At 36.9% G+C, this 22,033-nt stretch carries 25 protein-coding genes and 3 tRNA genes; 25 read left to right on the top strand and 3 right to left on the bottom strand.

Annotated elements, in window-relative coordinates; all coding sequences use genetic code 11:
- The 6 genes from EOJ36_RS05690 to EOJ36_RS05665 are packed head-to-tail and all read left to right on the top strand — an operon-like array spanning nt 1 to nt 3,191.
- The gene (locus EOJ36_RS05690; protein ID WP_238944416.1) at nt 1-576 is read left to right on the top strand and encodes a cytochrome c oxidase subunit 3; all 576 of its coding nucleotides are present in this window, start codon (nt 1-3) and stop codon (nt 574-576) included.
- Nucleotides 577-587: 11 nt separating this feature from the next.
- Nucleotides 588-1,355, top strand: coding sequence for a cytochrome c oxidase subunit 3 (locus tag EOJ36_RS05685; protein WP_238944415.1), 768 nt, complete (start codon nt 588-590; stop codon nt 1,353-1,355).
- 19 nt (nt 1,356-1,374) lie between these two features.
- Nucleotides 1,375-1,689, top strand: coding sequence for a cytochrome C oxidase subunit IV family protein (locus tag EOJ36_RS05680; RefSeq protein WP_127803231.1), 315 nt, complete (start codon nt 1,375-1,377; stop codon nt 1,687-1,689).
- A 24-nt stretch (nt 1,690-1,713) separates the two neighbouring features.
- Entirely contained in the window at nt 1,714-2,427 is a 714-nt protein-coding gene (locus EOJ36_RS05675) for an SCO family protein (protein ID WP_127803229.1), read from the top strand.
- Nucleotides 2,428-2,431: 4 nt separating this feature from the next.
- Entirely contained in the window at nt 2,432-2,956 is a 525-nt protein-coding gene (locus tag EOJ36_RS05670) for a DUF420 domain-containing protein (RefSeq protein ID WP_127803227.1), read from the top strand.
- Complete coding sequence (locus tag EOJ36_RS05665; protein WP_127803225.1) at nt 2,949-3,191, top strand: hypothetical protein; 243 nt, start codon at nt 2,949-2,951, stop codon at nt 3,189-3,191. The genes EOJ36_RS05670 and EOJ36_RS05665 overlap by 8 nt, the downstream gene beginning before the upstream one ends.
- Before the next feature lie 59 nt (nt 3,192-3,250).
- Here the strand turns inward: EOJ36_RS05665 and murI are convergent, their stop codons facing one another.
- Complete coding sequence (gene murI, locus EOJ36_RS05660; protein WP_127803224.1) at nt 3,251-4,060, bottom strand: glutamate racemase; 810 nt, start codon at nt 4,058-4,060, stop codon at nt 3,251-3,253.
- A gap of 110 nt (nt 4,061-4,170) precedes the next feature.
- On the opposite strand from murI, the gene EOJ36_RS05655 reads away from it, so the two are divergent.
- From EOJ36_RS05655 to EOJ36_RS05620, 8 genes are all read left to right on the top strand, one after another.
- Complete coding sequence (locus EOJ36_RS05655; protein WP_317125899.1) at nt 4,171-4,707, top strand: RNA polymerase sigma factor; 537 nt, start codon at nt 4,171-4,173, stop codon at nt 4,705-4,707.
- Nucleotides 4,697-5,485, top strand: coding sequence for a hypothetical protein (locus EOJ36_RS05650; protein ID WP_127803222.1), 789 nt, complete (start codon nt 4,697-4,699; stop codon nt 5,483-5,485). Before EOJ36_RS05655 ends, EOJ36_RS05650 begins: the two co-directional genes overlap by 11 nt.
- Nucleotides 5,482-6,696 carry an outer membrane beta-barrel protein gene (locus EOJ36_RS05645; RefSeq protein ID WP_127803220.1) on the top strand — a complete coding sequence of 405 codons (1,215 nt, stop codon included), beginning with the start codon at nt 5,482-5,484 and terminating at the stop codon, nt 6,694-6,696. Before EOJ36_RS05650 ends, EOJ36_RS05645 begins: the two co-directional genes overlap by 4 nt.
- A gap of 92 nt (nt 6,697-6,788) precedes the next feature.
- Nucleotides 6,789-6,871 (top strand) — tRNA-Tyr (locus EOJ36_RS05640).
- Between the two features lie 39 nt (nt 6,872-6,910).
- Nucleotides 6,911-6,983: transfer RNA gene (locus EOJ36_RS05635), tRNA-Gly, on the top strand.
- A gap of 82 nt (nt 6,984-7,065) precedes the next feature.
- Nucleotides 7,066-7,140, top strand: a tRNA-Thr gene (locus EOJ36_RS05630).
- Nucleotides 7,141-7,205: 65 nt separating this feature from the next.
- Nucleotides 7,206-8,393, top strand: coding sequence for an elongation factor Tu (gene tuf / locus EOJ36_RS05625; protein ID WP_127803218.1), 1,188 nt, complete (start codon nt 7,206-7,208; stop codon nt 8,391-8,393).
- A 76-nt stretch (nt 8,394-8,469) separates the two neighbouring features.
- On the top strand, nt 8,470-9,222 hold the full coding sequence (locus EOJ36_RS05620) for an NIPSNAP family protein (protein WP_127803216.1): 753 nt from the start codon (nt 8,470-8,472) through the stop codon (nt 9,220-9,222).
- A gap of 4 nt (nt 9,223-9,226) precedes the next feature.
- Here the strand turns inward: EOJ36_RS05620 and tnpA are convergent, their stop codons facing one another.
- A complete protein-coding gene (gene tnpA, locus EOJ36_RS05615; protein WP_127803214.1) occupies nt 9,227-9,688 on the bottom strand; it encodes an IS200/IS605 family transposase in 462 nt (153 codons plus the stop codon).
- A 708-nt stretch (nt 9,689-10,396) separates the two neighbouring features.
- On the opposite strand from tnpA, the gene EOJ36_RS05610 reads away from it, so the two are divergent.
- The 8 genes from EOJ36_RS05610 (at nt 10,397) to trpA (ending at nt 17,419) form a co-directional block, all read left to right on the top strand.
- Entirely contained in the window at nt 10,397-10,792 is a 396-nt protein-coding gene (locus EOJ36_RS05610; RefSeq protein ID WP_127803212.1) for a VOC family protein, read from the top strand.
- Between the two features lie 198 nt (nt 10,793-10,990).
- On the top strand, nt 10,991-12,409 hold the full coding sequence (locus EOJ36_RS05605; RefSeq protein WP_127803210.1) for an anthranilate synthase component I family protein: 1,419 nt from the start codon (nt 10,991-10,993) through the stop codon (nt 12,407-12,409).
- Nucleotides 12,410-12,415: 6 nt separating this feature from the next.
- Nucleotides 12,416-12,982, top strand: coding sequence for an anthranilate synthase component II (locus tag EOJ36_RS05600; RefSeq protein WP_127803208.1), 567 nt, complete (start codon nt 12,416-12,418; stop codon nt 12,980-12,982).
- Between the two features lie 3 nt (nt 12,983-12,985).
- A complete protein-coding gene (gene trpD / locus EOJ36_RS05595) occupies nt 12,986-13,975 on the top strand; it encodes an anthranilate phosphoribosyltransferase (RefSeq protein ID WP_127803207.1) in 990 nt (329 codons plus the stop codon).
- Between the two features lies 1 nt (nt 13,976).
- Nucleotides 13,977-14,762 carry an indole-3-glycerol phosphate synthase TrpC gene (gene trpC / locus EOJ36_RS05590; RefSeq protein WP_127803205.1) on the top strand — a complete coding sequence of 262 codons (786 nt, stop codon included), beginning with the start codon at nt 13,977-13,979 and terminating at the stop codon, nt 14,760-14,762.
- 24 nt (nt 14,763-14,786) lie between these two features.
- A complete protein-coding gene (locus tag EOJ36_RS05585; protein ID WP_164847852.1) occupies nt 14,787-15,386 on the top strand; it encodes a phosphoribosylanthranilate isomerase in 600 nt (199 codons plus the stop codon).
- A gap of 72 nt (nt 15,387-15,458) precedes the next feature.
- On the top strand, nt 15,459-16,643 hold the full coding sequence (gene trpB, locus EOJ36_RS05580) for a tryptophan synthase subunit beta (RefSeq protein ID WP_127803201.1): 1,185 nt from the start codon (nt 15,459-15,461) through the stop codon (nt 16,641-16,643).
- Nucleotides 16,644-16,645: 2 nt separating this feature from the next.
- The gene (gene trpA, locus EOJ36_RS05575; RefSeq protein ID WP_127803199.1) at nt 16,646-17,419 is read left to right on the top strand and encodes a tryptophan synthase subunit alpha; all 774 of its coding nucleotides are present in this window, start codon (nt 16,646-16,648) and stop codon (nt 17,417-17,419) included.
- 1 nt (nt 17,420) lies between these two features.
- Here trpA and EOJ36_RS05570 read toward each other — a convergent pair whose 3' ends face one another.
- On the bottom strand, nt 17,421-18,455 hold the full coding sequence (locus tag EOJ36_RS05570; RefSeq protein WP_127803197.1) for a cytochrome-c peroxidase: 1,035 nt from the start codon (nt 18,453-18,455) through the stop codon (nt 17,421-17,423).
- A gap of 72 nt (nt 18,456-18,527) precedes the next feature.
- Here EOJ36_RS05570 and EOJ36_RS05565 point away from each other — a divergent pair, with 72 nt between their 5' ends.
- Genes EOJ36_RS05565 through EOJ36_RS05555 form a run of 3 tightly spaced genes read left to right on the top strand, consistent with a single transcriptional unit; the run spans nt 18,528 to nt 21,941 of the window.
- Nucleotides 18,528-19,544 carry a sialidase family protein gene (locus EOJ36_RS05565; RefSeq protein WP_127803195.1) on the top strand — a complete coding sequence of 339 codons (1,017 nt, stop codon included), beginning with the start codon at nt 18,528-18,530 and terminating at the stop codon, nt 19,542-19,544.
- Nucleotides 19,541-21,040: a sodium:solute symporter family transporter gene (locus tag EOJ36_RS05560; protein WP_127803193.1), complete on the top strand. Its 1,500-nt coding sequence runs from the start codon at nt 19,541-19,543 to the stop codon at nt 21,038-21,040. The genes EOJ36_RS05565 and EOJ36_RS05560 overlap by 4 nt, the downstream gene beginning before the upstream one ends.
- Nucleotides 21,033-21,941: a dihydrodipicolinate synthase family protein gene (locus EOJ36_RS05555; protein WP_127803191.1), complete on the top strand. Its 909-nt coding sequence runs from the start codon at nt 21,033-21,035 to the stop codon at nt 21,939-21,941. The genes EOJ36_RS05560 and EOJ36_RS05555 overlap by 8 nt, the downstream gene beginning before the upstream one ends.
- Nucleotides 21,942-22,033 lie beyond the last annotated feature (92 nt).

The raw sequence follows: 22,033 nt of genomic DNA, 5'->3' as shown, positions 1-22,033 counted from the left end.
ATGGAAACAATTAACATGCAAGAAGCAAAGCAAACGAGAACCATGAATCCTAAGGTTTTTACCATGTGGTTATTCATTGTATCTATCGTCATGTTGTTTGCAGCCTTCACAAGTGCCTACCTAGTTAGAAAGGCAGAAGGTAATTGGACAGAGTTTGAATTGCCAAATTTATTTTGGATTAGCACCATTGTGTTAGCTTTTAGCAGCCTTACCATGCATTTTGCATATTTAGCTGCAAAAAAAGACCAATTTAATGTGTTAAAAACGAGTATTTCTATTACTTTTGTGCTCGGATTACTCTTTTTAGTAATGCAATTTTATGCGTGGGGCCAATTAGTGGAACGAAACGTATATTTTGTCGGTAATCCATCGGGTTCTTTTGTATATGTATTTTCTGGTTTACATGGCTTACACCTTGTTTCCGGTTTAGTTGTTCTGTTGGTCGCTTTAGTATCAGCTTTTCGTCTAAAAATAAATGCAAACGCATTAACCCAAATTAAAATTTGTTCCACCTATTGGCATTTTTTGGATGCTTTGTGGATATATTTATTTTTGTTTTTAGTTTTTAACAATTAATATTTAACCGAATGTCAGTTGCACACGCAGCACCGGCTGTTCCTGAAAAGTTAACTTGGTCCGGTGGTTCTGAGCCTCTTAAGGCAAGCTATGGAAAATTAATGATGTGGTTTTTCCTTTTATCGGATACCTTCACATTCTCAGCATTATTGGTTTCTTACGGCATGATCCGTTTCAGCCAACCAGCTTGGGAAGGTGCGGTCGATAAATTTTATTTCTCAACCACTCACTGGCCAATTCCTGAAAAAGTATTTGAAGCAGTTCCTTTTTTACATGGAATGTCACTGCCATTAGTTTTCGTTGGAATCATGACCTTCATTTTGATTGCATCTTCTGTTACAATGGTATTGGCTGTTGAGGCTGGACACCGTGGTGATCGTAAGGATGTTGAGAAATGGATGTTGTGGACAATTATTGGGGGCTTTACTTTCTTAGGTTCTCAGGCTTGGGAATGGACGCACTTTATCCATGGTCCAGAAGATTTAGCTGTTGCAGCTAAGCAGGTAGTAGATGGAGTAACAGTTCCAATTGAAGGTGCTAACTTGGTTCGTAATCCTTACGGCCCTCCAGCATTTGCAGATTTATTCTTCTTCATTACTGGATTCCACGGAACCCACGTATTTTCGGGAGTTATCTTAAACATTTTGATTTTCTTCAATGCCGCAACAGGTGTGTATGAAAGAAGAGGTCACTATGAAATGGTTGAAAAAGTTGGTTTGTACTGGCACTTTGTAGACCTTGTTTGGGTATTTGTTTTTACCTTCTTTTACCTTGTTTAATATTTAAATTTAAAAATATATGGCTTCGCACGTATCTCACGAAACCGCAGAAAAAGAAATTCCAGCTCCTAATACAGGTGCCATTTGGAAAACGTTTTGGATTTTGTTAATCCTTACGGCAATCGAATTCGTCATTGCATTTACCTTACCAAACAATGGTTTGCGTGTAGCAATTTTCTCTGGTATGACTATTATTAAAGCGTTTTATATCGTAGGTGAATTTATGCACTTAAAACACGAAGTAAAATCTTTAATCTGGATGGTATTATTGCCAATCGTTTTTATAGTTTGGCTTTTAACTGCTTTAATTTACGAAGGCGGACATTTATATTAGTAAATAAGCCATTTTGTTGGTTCTATGATAAAGAAAGTAGGCATATTAGTTCTTGTATTAATTGTGCCTACTTTTATTTATTTAGGGCTCAAATTAAATGGCAAAAACCACTATCAATTACCTCGATTTATTCCCGCAATCGATTCTGCCTCCGGTGAAATTTTAATGCGTGAAAATCCTGATCGCAAATGGAATGAACCTGAAAAAGATACCGTTTTTCAAACAATTCCAGAATTCGCCTTAATAAACCAAAAAGGACAAAAGTTTGACTCAAAAAATTTAAAGGGTAAAATATTTGTTGCGAGTTTTTTCTTTACTCGCTGTGGTACTATTTGTCCAAAAATAAGTTTTCAATTAGCTAGAGTTCGCGATGCCTTTATAAGTGATGAGGAAATAAAATTCATCTCGATGTCGGTTGATCCAAAATTTGACCAAGTTGATAAGTTGGCTGACTATGCTAATAGATTTGAGGCAAAGTCGGGACAATGGGATTTTTTAACCGGTGAAAAGAAATATATTTATCCTTTAATCTTAAAAGGGTTTCATGTTCCTTTAGCAGATGCTTCTGAATATGACCAAGCCATCAAAAATCCAGATGAAACGTTTATCCACTCAGAGAGATTGGTGTTGGTAGATAAGGAAGGGGTAATTAGAGGATTTTATGTAGGTACAGATCCAAAGGATGTAGATCGTTTATTAATGGAAATTAAAGTACTAAAAAGCATTTATCAACAATAAAATAATGAAAAAAACAGCTGCAAACGACAAATTAATTCAGGTTTTATCCATTGCTATTCCAGTGGCAGTGGCTTTATTAATTGGTATTCAAACAAGAATTCCACTAGGAAGTTGGACTAAAGTTATACCTCATATCATTGGTTTGTTAAACACAACAACTGCCTTGACTTTGGTTCTTGGCTATGGTGCTGTTAAAAGAAAGAACATTGAATTGCATCGTAAAATGATGGGAATTTCTTTCTTGCAAGGTGCAGTTTTTTTGGTTTTGTATATTTTGTACCATATTTCAAACCCTTCAACAGCTTTTGGTGGAGAAGGAATCATCCGTCCGATTTATTATTTTCTATTGCTATCTCATATTTTATTATCCGTGGTGGTGGTTCGTTTTGTATTATTGGCAATTTATAATGCATTAGCTGGAGATATTCCCGCTCACAAAAAATTTGTTAAATGGGCTTTCCCAATTTGGCTTTATGTTTCTATTTCTGGAGTTTTAGTTTACCTATTAATCTCTCCATACTATGCGTAAAATTATTCAATTAGTTTTTTGGACAATTATTTTCACTTGTTTCAAGAGTATTGAAACTTTTGCACAATGTGCCATGTGTAGAACAACCGTTGAAAGTACGGTATCCAATGGAAGAAGTAATATTGCTACGGGATTAAATACAGGAATCTTGTATTTATTAGCAGCTCCGTATTTGATAGTGGTTGTTGTGGCGTTTATGTGGTGGAAGTCAAGTAAAGCTAATTATGAATTATAAATTATGGATTATAAATTAAATGTAAATTCATAACTCATAATTCATAACTCATAATTTTTTCAGTCCCAAATCGGATACAGCTCCAATTTAATTTCCTCACCAAAAAAAAGTTTGGTAGATTGTTCAAAGGATTTGGTATAGTCTGAAACAAAAAACTGTCTATCACCTTGTTCCTTAGATGGAGTTTCTAAGTTTTGCTGTATTAAAATCGATCGAATTTTTTCTGCAACAATTTCTGAAGTATCGATTACCTGGGTTTTCCCTTGGTAGAATTGTTCAATTTGATTTTTGATTAAAGGGTAGTGTGTACATCCTAAAATTAATCCCTCAATATTTTGAAGATTTTCATTCTGTAAATATTCTTCAATTATGGAAGCTGATATTTTATTGTTGAAAAATCCTTCTTCAATCATTGGCGCCAAAAGAGGGGTCGCTAAAGATTTTATTTCTACGCCTTGGTGAAGGTCTGCTGCTTTTTGAGCATATAAGCCAGAGTTAACGGTTTGTTTAGTGCCGATTAGTCCGAGTGTATGGTTTTTCCAGTTTTTTGATAAATATTCAATCACAGGATCAATCACGTTCACCACAATGGCTTTAGAGCCTACATACGTTTTCACTAAATCATAAGCTGCAGCAGAGGCAGAGTTGCAGGCGATGAGGATAAGCTTGCAATTCTTTTCCAATAATAGATTACATATTTTTAAGGAATAGGATTGAATGGCAGTAGCCGATTTGTCACCATAAGGTAAATGCGCGGTGTCTCCAAAATAGATGATAGATTCTTTAGGAAGTAATTTGGTAATTGCGTGGGCAAGGGTTAATCCACCGATTCCACTATCAAAAATTCCAATAGGAGCACTGTTGGGCATAAATGTCTTATGAGCTTAATTATGTAAAATTGAAATATATTTTGATGGGATGCAACCTTTTCTCCTCAAATTGCATCTTATATTTACTGTTTCATCAATTTTTAATAACCTTGAAATTCAATTATTCCCAAGAGTCTGATTTATTGAATGCCTGTAAAAAAGGAGACTCAAAGGCGCAAAACGAATTGTTTAAAAAGTATGCTGGTAAAATGTTGTCAGTTTGCAAGCGATATGTTGGAGAAATGATGGAGGCCGAGGAAGTTCTAATGGAGGGGTTTATGATAGTTTTTGCCAAGATTTCAGATTTTAAGGAAGCCGGTAGTTTGGAAGGCTGGATTCGAAGAATTATGGTAAACGAATCGCTCATGCATATTCGGAAACGTAAAATGATTTGGGTTGAATTAGAAGATAAAATTGAAGTTTCAGATCCAGAAGCTGTTTTATTCGAATTGGAAGCAGAAGAAATTTTTCGAATGATTAGTAATTTGCCAGACGGGTTTAGAACTGTATTTAATTTATATGCGATTGAAGGGTATTCCCACCAGGAAATTGCTGAAATGTTAGGGATTTCGGTTGGAACTTCTAAATCACAATTGTCGAGAGCGAGAGTGTTGTTACAAAAAAATATATTGAACTATGAAAAATAAAAGTAATTCAATGAAGAATTGGGAGCACTTGGATAATAATTGGAAAAGTAAATTGGAGGGCCAGCATGAGTTGGTTTCTGAGAATTTATGGAGCCAAATTGAAGCTAAATTAGAGGGAAAAAATAAGAAGAAAGGAATTGCAATTTGGATTTATTCGCAAAAATGGTCTATTGCTGCCTCGGTGGCCGTGGTTTTGATTTTGGGATGGACATTGTCTACTAATGATTTTGATCAAACAGATAAGGTTGTTAGTAAAACCATAAATCCACCTAAGGTTCAAATACAAGAAACCCAAATTTTAGAAAAAGAGAAAGAAGTGAAAACTGCTTATTTTTCAAAAAATCAAAATCATTTTAAAGATGTAAAGTTGAAGGAATTCTCAAAGAATATTTTAGAAGAAAATGAGGAAATTAAAGTTTCCCAAAGAGTTGATTTTTTACCTCAATCTTCAAACCTCATAAATTCTCCAGCTAGTTCAGAAAACCTTGCCCAGATGGCAGCTAACTCCGAATCTCAATCTTCCACCTCAAACCTCGTACCTGCAACCTCGCTGGCTCAAGAAGATCAAATATTAGTTGTAGAAATTGAAAAAACTCCGAAAAAGAAATTTTTAAAACGTGCTTTAGATTTTATTGAAAAGGTTAAAGAGGGGAAATTGGTGCAGGCGGTTCAGGCAAAAAATAAAAAGGAAGAAGGAAAGATGAATGATGAAATTCATCAAGTATTAAACAAAATTGTTGAAAAAGAAGAAAATATTAAACGATACATATCATTATGAGAAATTTAAAATTATTGATGCTATTTACTTTTATTGGAATTAGTTTTTTAGGATGGACAACACCACAAGATTCCATTGTCGTAAAAATTGATGCGAGGAATCAAGAATTGATTGGGGCGAAATCGAAAGGCAAAAATTTGAAAGAAGAGGTTGCTGGGATTTTTGAGAAAAATGGAATTTCTTTAACTGACAGTTTGTGGTCTGAAGTAAAATCAGCCATTACAAAAAGTGAAAATCAAAACCAACGATTGGAGTTTTCTGTTAATGGTAAAAAAGTTGTAATGGGATTGTTTCAGCCAAAATGGGAGGCAAAAAATGTAATATCTGGAGCTGCGAAAGATTTAAGCTTAAAAGAAGGTATTCATATTAAGGATGGTCCCGAGGAAGTTTCAGTCTCGCTTAAAGACGGAATTCATGTAAAAGATGGAGCAGAGGAAGTAATTGTTAATTTGAGTGGGATTTCAGTTAAAGATGGAAATGAGAAGACTGAAATAATTTGGGGTAAGGATTTTAATAAGAAGAAGGAAGACGGAGTCCAACTGATGGACAGAAGAGGGTTTTCTTTGAATTTTGGATTGAACAACTGGTCAGGAACAATGGGCGGTGGAATGGCATTGGCCACAGCTATTTATCCTCCACCCTTGTTGGAAACAGACAAGAACTTAAGTCCCTTGGGTTCTCGATATGTGAGTATGGAGTGGAGTCGATTTTTGAACTTGTCGAAAGGAAAAAAGAGTGCTTTCCGATTGGGATTTGGTTTGGGGGTTGAGTGGGTAAATCTCATGTTTGATCATCATCGAATTATCCAGAATAATGGTTCTGCAATCAATTTTGCGCCAGTTTTGGATAAACAAGGTACAGAAATAAAGTTTTCAAAGAACAAATTGGCTGCGAGTTATTTGACCCTACCTATTATGCCACATATTTCATTTGATAAAAAATCGACCATTCAAATGATTGCATTGGGTGGATATGTTGGTTATCGATTAGATTCTTGGGTAAAAACGAAGGAGGAGAATTCTGGCGATAAAAATCATGTGAATGGATCCTTTTTATTGAATGATTTTAGGTATGGTGCGCGTATGGAAGTTTACATTCGGAATTTCCCAGATTTGTTTTTCAATTATGATGTAACACCTATTTTCCAGGATAATAAAGGGGCAAATTTGAATGTATTTAGCTTTGGGGTTCGATTATTAAAAATTTCTTGATAATTTTTTGCAAACCTTTTGGCAGAAATAAAAAAAACATCTACTTTTGCAAACTCTTTCAGTGAAACGATTAACTGAAAGTAAAGTAAAGAGGGGATATACCAGAGTGGCCAAATGGGGCAGACTGTAAATCTGCTGGCGTACGCCTTCGGTGGTTCGAATCCATCTGTCCCCACAAAAAAATCGTAAAAACTGAAAGGTTTTTGCACCATTAGCGGGAGTAGCTCATTTGGTAGAGCGATAGCCTTCCAAGCTATAGGTGGCGGGTTCGAGCCCCGTCTCCCGCTCTGAAAAAGAAACTTGGCGGAAATGCGTCAAGTGCTTTTTCATTTAGTAACATTTTGTTACTAGAGGCCTAGAAAGGTAAAGGCCTTTGTAGCTCAGTGGTAGAGCACTTCCTTGGTAAGGAAGAGGTCGGCAGTTCAATCCTGCTCAAAGGCTCCAAACTTTGCTAATTGATTTAGTAAAACATTTGAAACTTTTTATAATTAATTAAGAACTAAATAATCATGGCAAAAGAGAATTTTGACCGAAGTAAACCCCACGTTAACATTGGTACTATTGGCCACGTTGACCACGGTAAAACAACATTGACAGCTGCTATCACTAAAGTTCTTTCTGAGAAAGGTCTTGCTGAGAAAAAAGATTTCTCTTCAATTGACTCTGCTCCAGAAGAAAAAGAGCGTGGTATCACTATCAACACTGCACACGTTGAGTATGCAACAGCAAACCGTCACTACGCTCACGTTGACTGTCCAGGTCACGCTGACTACGTTAAGAACATGGTTACTGGTGCTGCACAGATGGACGGTGCTATCTTAGTAGTTGCTGCTACAGATGGTCCAATGCCTCAAACTCGTGAGCACATCCTTTTGGCTCGCCAGGTTGGTGTACCTCAATTGGTTGTTTTCATGAACAAAGTTGACATGGTTGACGATCCAGAATTATTAGAATTAGTAGAAATGGAAATTCGTGAATTATTGTCATTCTATGAATTCGATGGTGATAACATTCCAGTAATCCAAGGATCTGCTTTAGGTGGATTAAATGGAGATGCTAAGTGGGTAGCTACTATCGAAGCTTTAATGGATGCAGTAGATAGCTGGATTCCACTTCCTAAGCGTGATGTTGATAAGCCATTCTTGATGCCAGTTGAAGACGTATTCTCGATCACAGGTCGTGGTACTGTTGCAACAGGTCGTATCGAAACAGGTGTTATTAACTCAGGTGAAGCAGTTGATATCTTAGGTATGGGAGCTGAAAACTTAAAATCAGTTGTAACTGGTGTTGAGATGTTCCGTAAGATCTTAGATCGTGGTGAAGCTGGTGACAACGTAGGTTTATTATTACGTGGTATTGAGAAAACTGATATCCGTCGTGGTATGGTTATCTGTAAGCCAGGTTCTGTTAAGCCTCACACTAAGTTCAAGGCTGAGGTTTATATCTTGTCTAAAGAGGAAGGTGGTCGTCACACTCCATTCTTTAACAAGTACCGTCCACAGTTCTACTTCCGTACAACTGACGTAACAGGAGAAATCATGTTGCCAGCAGGTGTAGAAATGTGTATGCCAGGTGATAACTTAACTATCGAAGTTACATTATTGAACGCAGTAGCTATGGATAAAGGTCTTCGTTTCGCGATTCGTGAAGGAGGTCGTACAGTAGGTGCTGGTCAGGTAACTGAAATTTTAGAGTAATACTTACTTGATATAGTAAAAAAGAGCGACGAAAGTCGCTCTTTTTTTTTACCTTTATCTAAACAAATCTATTCTTATGAAAAAATTCATTTCCGTTTTAGCCATCACACTATCCCTATTTTCATTTCAAGCTTTTAGTCAGGAGTATTATGAAATGCGAACCTATCACATGAAATTTGGTGGGCGTGTGGCAGTTCTTGAAAATTATATTTCTAAGGCCTTAATCCCTGCATTAAATAAACAAGGAGTTTCTAAGGTTGGAGTATTTAAAGATTTAGGGAAGCCAGAACCAGTTGTGTTGGTAGTGGTTATTCCATTTAAAGACTTGAATGCCTACAGCGCTTACAAAGAGAAATTAGCTGCAGACACAGAATATAACACTATTGCAAAACCTTATTTTGAAACAGTTGGTAATGATAAGCCTCTTTATGAACGTGTTTCAACTTATTTTGGCAAGGCCTTTGAGGGCTTCAAATCATTCCAATTGCCGACAACCTCCGCTTCTCGTATTTTTGAATGGCGTACCTATGAGGCATACAATGAAGATGCCTTGAGACGTAAAATTCAAATGTTTAATGAAGAAGAATTAAAGATTTTTGATAAAGTAGGTTTGCATAATGTGATGTTTTCAGAAGTATTAGCTGGAGAAAACACACCTTGTTTGAGTTATTTTATCAGTTTTGATTCTATGAAAGAGCGTGATGAAAATTGGGCCAAATTCTCTGCAGATCCTGATTGGAAGCGAATTGTTTCAGATCCACGCTTTGCAAATAGTCATTCTCGAACCGTTCGAAGATTCTTGGAGCCTACGGCATATTCGCAGTGGTAGGGTTTTAATCTAACCATTCAAAGAGATATTCATCTTTATATTCAATTTTAAAAACCTTCAAAAGCGTTAAATATTCGTCTTTGAAGGTTTGTTTTTTGTGGTGAATTTTTTGATTTTCAATATATTTTGAAACATTGGAAATATGTGAATGGCTATAAGAAAATGCCCCCAATCCACCTTGCCATTCGAAATTGAATATTGTAAAATTTTGATCATTAATGTATTTGTTGGAGGATTTTTTGATTTCTCGAACTAGATCTGAAATGCAACAAGTTGGTTTAATGCCAATAAAAATATGGATGTGGTCGGAAACGCCATTGATGGTAATCATTTTTTGTCCATGCTTTTGTACAGTTCCTGTGATGAATTTGAATAATTCTGATTCCCATTCAGGGTGAATCAAGGCTTGTCTATTTCTGACAGCAAAAACAATTTGGATGTAAATTTGTGTGTATGTATTTGCCATGTTAGGGTTAGGTTTTGCGACCCCGCTGGGGTCGCTTGTTGTGTGGTTGCGATTTTGGTGCTATAGACGTGCCATCCCTCTGGGATGGGCTGTTATGATATGAGTTATGGATTATGTGGTTTGGTTAGAGGTTAAAGATTTTTGCGTTTTGATCATGTTTTCTATAATGGTATTTTATTTGTTCAACTGCATTTTTATTTTTTATTCAATCCCAGCGGGATTGCATATCTATAGCCATTTGGATTTGTTGATTCCGTTTCGCGACCCCAGCGGGGTCGCTGGTTGGGGTTGCTATTTTGCTGCTATAGACGTGCCATCCCTCTGGGATGGGGTAATGTGGTTTATTTATTGGTTATAGACATGTCATTTCTCTGGGATGGGGTAATGTGGTTTATTTATTGGTTATAGACGTGCCATCCCTCTGGGATGGGCTGTTATGAGTTATGAATTATGGATTATGTGGTTTGGTTAGAGGTTAAAGATTTTTGCGTTTTGATCATGTTTTCTATAATGGTATTTTATTTGTTCAACTGCATTTTTATTTTTTATTCAATCCCAGCGGGATTGCGCATTTATAGCAAATGAATTTGTCACCCCATGTCCCACGACCCCAGAGGGGTCGGACATTATCTAGGAATAAATTTATTTAAATCAAATCCCAAAAAATTAAATTCCCCTTATTATTTTTATCAAAAAACTGATATTTTCATGTCTCTTGGATTAACCCAAATTGCCCTTCTTGTTCCTGATTATGATCTTGCAATTAACTTTTATTGCAATGCCTTAGGATTTCAAATGATTGAAGACACTCCCCAATCTGAAACCAAACGTTGGGTAGTAGTGAAACCCAATGAAGATGGTGGATGTGCCCTTTTACTTGCCAAGGCTGTGGGGGAGCAGCAAGAGGCAGCCATTGGTAATCAGTCGGGTGGGCGTGTGTTTTTGTTTTTGCACACGGAAAAATTTGATTTTTATTATCAAAGAATTATTGAAAACAACTTAAAAATTGTTCGTGGCCCTATAGATGAACCTTATGGTAAAGTAATTGTCTTTGAAGATATTTTTGGAAATAAGTGGGATTTAATAGGGAAATCAAGTTGCTGATTGGGTAAATTTTGCATTTTTAAACTTTTGAAGTTATATTCGTACCATAATATTAAAAAAATATGAAAAATAATGCACGCAATACTAACTGGTGGCAAGGATAAAATCCCTTGTGAGCAGTATTGCTGTGTGTTTTGATATATACAAAAGGCTTGCTGTTCACAGTAAGCCTTTTTGTTTTATCTTTTCCAAATAAATATGTCAACTGTACATACATTTCCAGTAAAAACGAGCCGCCAACAATTGTTGGCCGATACCCTCACTCCCGTAGCAGTGTTTTTGCGTGTTCGTCACAATTTTAAAAATTCTGTAATTCTCGAAAGTGCCGATTACCATGGCAGAGAACACGGATTTTCTCACATTGCCTTTAATCCCATAGCAAGCTTTGAATTAAATGACTCAAAAGTTACTCAGGTGCTGCCTGATGGCACTCAAGAGGAATTTGTTTTAGAAAACAAAAAATTGGCTGTTCAAGCGCTCAAAAATTTTGCAGACCGATTTGAATTTCAAATTCAAACTGGGGATTCGCCAATGGCTAATGGTTTGTTTGGACACATATCCTATGATGCCGTGCAGTATTTTGAGGATATTCAAATTCAATCAAAAAATACTGAAACTGAAATACCTTCCATTAAATATTTGGTGTACAAATATGTGATTGCCATCAATCATTTTAACAACCAAATGACTTGCTATGCACATAGTTATGATGGTTCTGAACCTAATTTGGATTTTGTGAATCAATTGTTGAATGGCCCTCAAAATGCAGTTGAGCCATTTTCTATGGTTGGAGAAGAGAAAACAAATTTAACAGATGATCAAATAAGGGTTATCGTAAATACCTGTATCAAACATTGTTTGCGTGGAGATGTATTCCAAATAGTACCTTCAAGAAGATTTTCACAGGATTTTAAGGGAGACGATTTTCAAGTTTATCGCGCGCTTCGCTCGGTAAATCCTTCTCCTTATATGTTCTATTTTGATTACGAAAATTACCGAATTTTTGGAGCTTCTCCAGAAAAACAAATCAAAATTGACAAAGGCTTAGCTGAGATTCATCCGATAGCTGGCACCTTTAGACGCTCTGGAGATGATGAAAAAGATGCGGAATTGGCCAAGGCATTGACCGAAGATCCCAAGGAAACCGCTGAACATGTGATGTTGGTCGATTTGGCAAGAAACGATTTAAGTAAAAGTGCCGATGAGGTAAAGGTAGAAACTTTTAAAGAAGTACAATTTTTCTCGCATGTGATTCATTTGGTTTCAAAGGTGACAGGTAAAATGCATAAAGGCGTAAATCCTCTTCAATTGGTTGCGGATACTTTCCCTGCTGGTACTTTGAGTGGGGCGCCTAAGCACAATGCCATGACTATCATAAATCGTCTTGAACCTACAAATCGTCACATTTATGGTGGTGCGATTGGATTTATGGACTTTGATGGGAATTTCAATCATGCCATCGCCATTCGAACATTTTTGAGTAAAGGAAAAACCTTGTTCTATCAAGCTGGTATGGGTGTTGTGGCTAAGTCGAATGTGGATAGCGAAATGCAAGAAATTCATAATAAATTAGCGGCTTTGAAAAGGGCCTTGGATGTTGCACAAAATTTAAAATAAAGGAAAATGAAAAAGGTTTTAGTTGTCGATAATTACGATTCCTTTGTGTACAATTTAGTGTATTTGTTAAAGGAAATTGGCTGTGAAGTAGAAGTTCACAGAAATGATAAAATTACCTTGGAAGAGGTCAAGAAATTTGATCATATTTTATTGTCTCCCGGTCCAGGAATTCCTTCTGAAGCCGGTATTATGTTGGACTTATTGAACGAATATAAGTCGAGCAAACGCATTTTTGGTGTTTGTTTAGGACATCAGGCAATTGCTGAATCTTTTGGGGCAAGCCTTTCAAATATGGGAGAAGTGTTGCATGGTGTAACCACGGAGTGTGTTGTTTCTGACCCCAATGAGTTGTTATTTCAAGGTATTCCTTCGCGTTTTGAGGTGTGTAGATATCATTCGTGGACAGTTTTGCCTGAAACGATGCCTTCAGGATTAAAGGTGACTGCCCTAGATGATAAGGGATTTGTTTTGGCAGAGGCACATGAAAAATATGATGTTCGTGGGGTGCAATTCCACCCAGAAGCATATTTGACGCAGCATGGATTGCAAATGATTAAAAATTGGATGAAATAAGAAATGAAAAATATATTAAAAAGTAGAATTGATGGTATTTCCTTAGACGAGCAATCTGCAAAAGAAATCGTTTTGCGAATTGGAAGGGGAGAAATAAATCCAAGTCAAATTGCCGCTTTTTTATCAAGTTACTGGTACCACCCAATTCAAGTTCAAGAATTGAAGGGATTTGTAGACGCTATGTTGGAATTGGCAGTTACAGTAGATTTGTCAGAGTTTGATGCTATGGACGTTTGTGGAACGGGTGGTGATGGGAAAGACACATTCAATATTAGTACAACTTCAAGTTTTGTAGTGGTTGGGGCTGGCCAAAAAATTGCTAAGCACGGAAATCATGGTGTTTCTTCTGCTGTAGGCTCCTCAACGGTCTTAGAATTTTTAGGAATAAAATTTAAAAACGACGAATCCTATTTGAAACGTAAAATGGAAAATGCAGGAATATGTTTTTTACATGCTCCCTTGTTTCATCCAGCAATGCGTTTTGTGGGTCCAATTCGAAAAGAGTTAGGGATGAAAACTTTCTTTAATTTATTAGGACCTTTATTGAATCCAGCTAAAGTTAATAAGCAATTGACAGGAGTTTATTCTGCTGAGGTATTCGATTTGTACCATGAATTTTTTAAAGAGAGTGGAAAGCAATTTGGGATTGTTTTTGGAGAAGATGGATACGATGAAATTTCGCTTACAAGTGGATTTCGATTGGCAACGAATGCAGGTCGTTCCGATTATGAGGCACACGATCTTGGCTTAGGCATAGCTTCGGCAGAACAACTATCTGGAGGATCAACTGTTGAGCATTCTGCAGATATAATGTATAAGATTTTGCAAAGAGAAGGAACAGAAGCCCAAACAAATGCGGTCTTAGCAAATGCAGGTGCAGCACTATGGGTGGCTCAAAAGGCAGGTACCTTGCAAGATGGTATAGCATTTGCGAAAGAATCTTTGGAAAGTGGAAAGGCCTTCCAAGCATTCAAGAAATTTATCATGGATTAAGATGACTATTTTAGATCAAATAATTGTTGAGAAAAAGAAGGAAATAGCCCTTTCTAAAGAGCAAGTTTCTGTAAAAGAATTGGAAAAGTCTGGATATTTTGCTAGAACCTGCCAATCTCTTTGTCTTTCTTTGGTAGAGCCAAGTAGTTCAGGAATAATTTCAGAATATAAGCGTAAATCGCCTTCAAAAGGTATTATCAACGATAAATTAAGTCCTGCGGAAGTAACTTCCGCTTATGTAAATGCTGGAGCAGCTGGATTATCAGTTTTAACAGATGAGCCATTTTTTGGTGGCACACGGAAAGATTTTGAAGAAGCTCGCGTTGCAAATCCTTTTACTCCCATGCTTCGAAAGGACTTTATGGTAGATGAATACCAGGTTGTTGAGGCAAAATCGATGGGGGCCGATGTGATTTTATTGATAGCAGCTGCTTTAAGTCCTGATGAAATAAAAACCTTAGGTACTTTGGCCCGTTCCTTAGGGATGGAGACGCTATTGGAGGTCCATGATGAGGAGGAATTAAATAGAAGCCTAGGTGATTATATTTCATTGGTTGGAGTTAATAACCGTAATTTGAAAAACTTTGCTGAGCAAAATGTAGAGGCTTCAAAATACCTATCAGATAAAATCCCATCTAATTTTATCAAAATCTCTGAAAGCTGTATTTCAAGTGCTGCGATTATCAGAGAATTGAAGGATTATGGTTATAAAGGATTTTTAATTGGAGAAAGCTTTATGAAAACTGATTCTCCAGGAGAGTCATTACGATCATTTTTAGCTAATTAAAAGATGAAATGGAAGGTGTGTGGCATGCGAGAAAGTAAAAATTGTGAGGAGGTAGCACAAGTAAATCCAGATTTTATGGGCTTTATTTGGGCCAAAAAATCACCAAGATATGTGGGGGAGGATTATGTAATTCCTGCAACCATTCCGAATCATATTCAGAAAGTGGGGGTATTTGTGAATGAAAAAGTTGATAAAATTATAGAATTGTCAAAATCAGCTGGATTTACATGGGTGCAACTACATGGTGAGGAAGGAGATGATGAAATTGATACCTTACATAAAGCTGGTCTGAAAGTAATAAAAGCACTTTCAGTTGCTACAAGGGCGGATGTTGATGAAGTGAATAAGTTTGTAAATTTACCTGATTATTTTCTGTTTGATACGAAAAAGGGAAAAGAGGTCGGTGGGACTGGTGAACGGTTTGATTGGAATATCTTGGAAAATTATAAGTTAAATGTTCCCTTGATTTTGGCAGGTGGCTTGGATGAAAATAACCTTCAAGAAGCCCTAACAATAAGTAAAAAATATCCAATTGAAGTGCTGGATTTTAATAGTAAGTTGGAGCTTAGTCCGGGGGTGAAGATAGTGAGTAAAGTGAGCCGAGTGAGCGAGAAATTAAAGTAGACCTCCCCCAGCCCCCTCCTTCGCAAGGAGGGAGTGGCGCAAAGCGCCGGGGGCGGTAAAAATATAATTGATATGAAATTTAACGTAAACGAAAAAGGATATTATGGAGATTTTGGGGGAGCATTTATCCCTGAAATGTTGTATCCAAATGTGGAAGAATTAAGATTGAATTACTTGCAAATTATGCAAGAACCTTCTTTTCAAAAGGAGTTTCATGACTTATTGCGTGACTATGTGGGTCGACCAACGCCATTATTTAAAGCCAACCGTTTATCTGAAAAATACCAAACCAATATATACTTAAAACGTGAAGATTTATGTCACACGGGTGCGCACAAGGTAAATAATACCATTGGGCAGATTTTGATGGCGAAGCGTTTGGGAAAGAATAAAATTGTAGCCGAAACTGGAGCTGGTCAGCATGGTGTTGCCACCGCAACGGTTTGTGCATTGATGGGTTTAGAGTGTATCGTTTATATGGGTGCCATTGATATTGAGCGACAAGCGCCAAATGTAGCTCGAATGCGTATGTTGGGAGCAACGGTGGTAGCAGCACAAAGTGGTTCCAAAACATTGAAAGATGCGACGAATGAGGCTATGCGCCATTGGATCAACAACCCGGTGGATACGCATTACATTATTGGTTCAGTGGTGGGTCCACATCCTTACCCGGACATGGTGGCACGTTTTCAATCAGTTATTTCTGAAGAAATTAAGTGGCAGTTGAAGGAGAAAGAAGGGAAAGAAAATCCAGATTATGTAATTGCATGTGTAGGCGGTGGTTCAAATGCGGCTGGAGCATTTTACCATTTTTTGGATGCCCCAGAAACTAAATTAATTGCAGCTGAGGCTGCAGGCCAAGGGGTTGCCTCTGGACATTCGGCTGCAACTACATTTCTTGGTAAAGAAGGAGTTTTACATGGCAGTAGAAGCTTGTTGATGCAAACAGAAGATGGTCAGGTGGTGGAGCCCTATTCTATTTCGGCCGGACTAGATTACCCTGGCATTGGACCCATGCATGCGCATTTGTTTAAAACAGGTAGAGCTCAATTCTTTGCCATTGAAGACGACGAAGCTTTAACCTCCGCATTAGAATTGAGTCAATTAGAAGGAATTATTCCTGCATTGGAATCTTCACATGCATTGGCGGTTTTGCCACATTTGAAGGCTAAAAAGGATGAAATTGTAGTAATTAATTTGTCGGGAAGAGGAGATAAGGATTTAGGAACATATATGAAACGTTTGAACTTGATATAGGGATGAACAGAATAGACAAAGTATTTAGGGAGGCAAAAGGACCTGTATTAAACATTTATGCCACAGCGGGTTTTCCTAATTTTGATGACACCATGACCGTAATAAAGGCTCTTTCTGAGGGGGGAGCAGATATTATTGAAATTGGAATGCCCTATTCAGATCCGGTTGCAGATGGAGAAACGATTCAAATGGCAAATCAGGTTTCTTTGGACCATGGGATGTCGGTTGCAAAATTATTTGAGCAATTGAAAGATTTGCGAAAAGAGGTTCAAACGCCGGTAATTTTAATGGGTTATGTGAATCCAGTTTTACAGTTTGGCATAGAAAAATTTTGCCAAAAATGTGCTGAAGTGGGCATAGATGGCTTGATTTTGCCAGACCTTCCTATGGTTGAATATTTGGAGGAATATAAATCCATTTTTGATCAATACGGATTATACAATATATTCTTAATTACCCCACAGACGAGTGATGAGCGTATTCGGTATATCGACGAGCACAGTCATGGATTTATTTACATGGTTTCTTCAGCAAGCACAACCGGCGCAAAAACAGGAATTTCTGAAGAGCAAGAGGCATATTTTCAGCGTATTGCAGGTATGAATTTAAAGAATCCAAGATTAATTGGATTTGGTATTTCGGATAAGGAATCCTTTTTGAAGGCCTCTAAACATGCATCTGGGGCAATTATTGGATCTGCTTTTGTGAAGTTGTTGTCAAAATCTAAAGACCTTAAAAAGGATATTGTTTCATTTACGCAATCAATTGTAGGTTGATTTATTTTTTAAATGGATTACTAAATTTAACTTCTGTTGCTAAACTAGGGTCATCTAAGGTTTTAATGAAATTGATTAAATCTTGTCGATCCTGCTTTGCTGGAATAGAGTGAAAAAGGACATCTCCGCTGAATAAGTCATCTAATGTACGATAGCTTCCATCATGCAAAAAACGAAGCATGTTTCCTGTATTTCTTAAGGTCCCGAATTTGAAATTACCCAATTCAGATTCTACGGTTTTAAATTGGGCATTCAGTTTACTGTTTCTAGATATCACATTGTTTACTGGGAAAAATGCAGGTGCAGTGTGGCAATTGTTACAAAAAATCCCATTTTGAACCGGGATATTAAAGAACAAAGAATCTCCTCTTGCTTCGCTTGCTGTATATTTATCTTTCCCAGCTTTTACCAAATCATATTTTGAATTGGTGGTAACAATTGATCTGACAAATTGAGCTAATGCTTTTGTAATTCTTATAGAGTCGATGGTTTCATTTCCAAATGCATTTTTGAATAGGGTAGGATAGTAAGGAAGCTTACTGATTTTTGCTATGGCAGATTTCAAACTTAAACCCATTTCAATCGAGTTGCTAATAGGTTGAGTTGCCTGGTGTTCTAAACTTGCCGCCCTGTTGTCCCAAAACATAGTTTTTTGTTCAAAAAAACGAATGTTTATCAAACGCATTGTATGCTTTGATGTTAATTTCCCTTCAAAACCTTGACTAAATTGAGTGGTATCGGAAAAGGATAATGTTTGTTTGTGACAACTGGCACAGCTTATGGTATTGTTTATCGACAAGTTTTTATCATAAAATAATACTCTTCCCAAGGTTGCCGTATGATTTGAGATTTGGTTATCAGATGGTGTATTGTCTCTAATTTTTAACTCTGCCAATAAATTACTTGGCAAATTGGTACTCGAATAGTCGAAAGGATTTGCTGGCAAATTTAAGTATTCATTTGGGATAGGTTCCTCTGTTGTACTTTTGCAGGAAAAAATAGAAATAATTAATGCTGAAAATAATATTTTCTTCATGATGGATTAATTAGTGGTTAATTTTTCAAAGGTAATAATTTTTTCTATATTGAGTTGTCAATCTATTTACTTATGAAAAAATTAGGCATTTTAGCCTTTGTACTTGTTGCATTTTCGTCGTTTGCTCAAAATATTCAATCAGAATTTGTATACGAAAAAGCCCCTTTTCCTTCTTGTCATGCCTCAACCTTAGCAGAAACTCCTGATGCTTTAGTTTGCGCATGGTTTGGTGGTACGGCCGAAAGAAATAAAGATGTAGGAATATGGGTTGCTCGAAAAATTGGTGAAAAATGGACGGATCCTGTAGAGGTTGCTAATGGTGTAATTAGTTCAACAGAAAGATATCCGACATGGAATCCTGTTTTATTTCAAGTACCGAACAAAGAGCTAATTCTTTTTTATAAGGTTGGGCCTAGTCCTTCCGAATGGTGGGGGGAATTGAAGCGGTCATTTGATGGAGGCAAAACCTGGTCTGCAGCAGAAAAATTACCTCAAGGAATTTATGGACCAATCAAAAATAAACCCGAATTACTTTCAGATGGCACTTTGCTTTGTCCTACAAGTTCCGAAGATGACGGATGGAAGGTTCATTTTGAAATGACCAAAGATTGGGGTAAAACCTGGACTAAAACCAATGCAATTAACGATGGGAAAGAGTTTTCAGCCATTCAGCCAAGCATTTTATTTTTGCCAAATGGCGATTTGAAAATTTTATGCAGAAGCAAAAATGGGTTTATTTTATCTTCTATTTCAAAGGACAAGGGAAAGACTTGGTCGCCATTAGTTGCAACAGATTTGCCCAATCCAAATTCAGGGACCGATGCACTTACCTTAAAAAACGGTAAACATATTTTGGTGTATAATCATGTGACAAAAGAATCAATGGAATGGGGCGGGAAACGCTCTCCTTTAAATGTTTCTATTTCAGATGATGCAGCGCATTGGAAGGAAATAGCAGTTTTAGAATCTGAACCCAAAATGGAGTTTTCCTACCCCGCTGTCATTCAAACCAGAGATGGTAAAATTCATATTTCTTATACTTGGAAAAGAAAGCTTATTAAACATGTTGTAATTGATTTAGGCAAATGAACGGCTTAGATTTATCTATAATTGTTATTTATTTGTTGGCCATGATTGGCATTGGGGTATATTTTTCATTTAAAAATAAATCTTCCAATTCTTTCTCAGTTACCGCGGAGGCGATACCCGGTTGGGCATTAGGTTTGAGTTTTTACGCTACTTTTTTGTCGGTAATTACCTTTTTAGGTGATCCAGGAAAATCGTTTGGAAGCAATTGGAATCCCTTCGTTTTTAGTATATCTATCCCATTTGCCTCTTTTGTAGCTTCCAAATATTTTGTAAAATTTTACAGGAATTCTGGCGAAATTTCAGCCTATACCCATTTGGAACATCAAATAGGCTCTTGGGCAAGAACCTACTCTATGTTATGCTTTGTACTTACCCAATTGGCACGCATGGGAACCATATTTTATGGAGTGGCCCTTACCGTGAATGCATTGACAGGTTATGATATGCGTTTGATTATTATCCTTGCCGGGATATGTATTATTTTTTACACGATTTTAGGTGGAATGTCAGCCGTGATTTGGACGGAGGTACTACAAGCGATTATTAAAACTTTTGGGGCCATTTTAATTTTATGGATTATTCTTCAAAAAGTTTCAATGGATTCAATTGCTCAAATAGGCCATGAAAAGGGAAAATTTGCATTAGGATCCTTTGACCTAGATTTTAGTACGAGCTCCTTTTGGGTCATTTTTTTGTATGGATTTTTCATCAACCTGACCAACTTTGGAGTGGATCAAAATTACATTCAAAGGTATCACTCTGCCAATAGCACCCAAGAAGCACAAAAAAGTATTTGGTTGTGCGCTATTTATTATGTTCCTGTTTCTGCATTATTTTTCTTTATTGGTACTGCTCTTTTTGTGTATTACCAAACTTATCCTGAATTAATTTTGGAACTAAAACAACAAGTCGGTGCAGAAAAAGGAATTGCAATATCTCAACTGAAGGAAAGCGATTTTGGCGATCGAGTCTTGCCATTCTTTCTTAAAACCCAAATACCTAAAGGTTTTTTAGGGCTTTTAGTAGCGGCACTTCTTTCCGCTGCCATGAGCACCATGAGTTCTGGAATGAATAGCTCAGCGACTGTTTTTTTAAAAGATGTTTATTTGCGTTATGTTCAACCCCAAGCTGATTCTAAAAAACAAATCAGAATTTTGCAATTAAGTACTTTGGGAATGGGTATTTTGGGCATGGGTTTTGGAATTGGGATGATTGGTGTCAAAAGTTTGTTGGACATTTGGTGGAAACTCTCCGGAATTTTTGCAGCTGGAATGTTGGGTTTGTTTTTAATTGGATTCCTGCTCAAAAATTTGAAATCTAATAAGGTTAAATTGGCGCTTTGCCTTTCCGTTATCCTTATTGCCTGGATGAGTTTTAAAGATTCCTTGCCCCAGCCTTTGCAATTGCCCTTCGATAGTAAAATGACAATTGTTTTGGGAACGGGATCCATGCTAATTATTACTTGGTTATTACATAAATTCGGGAAAAATGAATAATTGGCCAATCAAGGGATTTATTCCAGTTATGTTAACCCCATTTACCAAAGCGGGTCAGATTGATTTTCCATGCTTAGAAAAGTTGACTAATTGGTATATTGATAACGGGGCAGTGGCTTTGTTTGCCAATTGTTTGTCTTCTGAGATGTTTGAATTATCCGAAGCGGAGGCTTTAGCCGTAGTTCAAACTGTTGTTAGGGTAACGAATAAACGAGTTCCTATTTTAGCTGTTGGCACAATTCAAGGCGATTTGGCTGAAATGGTTCGATTTTCCACAAAATTAGTGGAGGTTGGAGTTGATGTCATTGTGGTTTTAAATAATGTTTTGTCTCACGAGGACGATTCTGAAGCCTATCTGATTGAAAAATTAGAAGAGTTTCAAATTCGATTCCCTGATGTTCCTCTGGGGATTTATGAATGTCCTGTTCCTTATAAGCGACTTGTTCCAAAAGAAACACTGCAATATTTAATTTCTAAGAATCGATTTGTTTATTTCAAGGATACTTCCTTGTCTTTGGAAAGCCTTTCTAGTCGAGTTGAGATGTGCAAAGAAACATCTTTAGGGATTTATGAAGCCTATTTAGGAAATTCTCGGGAAAGTTTGCGGGCTGGAGCTTCCGGCCTAACTTGCATTCAAGGTAATTATTTCCCAAGCTTAATAACTTGGTTGCATGGAAATTTTGAACACCCACGTGCACTGCAAGTAGAAGGCTTTTTTTGGAAGCATTTTTCCTTGATGCATCAGGCTTATCCAAGAGCTGCAAAATATTGTTTGCAAAAGCAGGGCATTCCTATGGATATTTTTACAAGAAGAAATGTTCCAGACCTCAGTTCAGAAATATGCTTACAATTAGATGAGATGCTTGAGGAGTATCATTGCCTGTTTAAAGATTTAATTTAAATTTGCAAGTCTAGTTTGTGAATAATAAAATTTCTTTGTAAATTCGCATCCCCATTTAAAAGGCTTTTGTAAAGATAAAGTTCTGGCCTCGT

Origin of the sequence: Sandaracinomonas limnophila (assembly GCF_004005965.1) — a bacterium.
Taxonomy (GTDB): domain Bacteria; phylum Bacteroidota; class Bacteroidia; order Cytophagales; family Spirosomataceae; genus Sandaracinomonas; species Sandaracinomonas limnophila.
The sequence above is the reverse complement of the archived record's forward strand: the minus strand, read 5'-3'. Positions and strand labels throughout refer to the sequence as shown.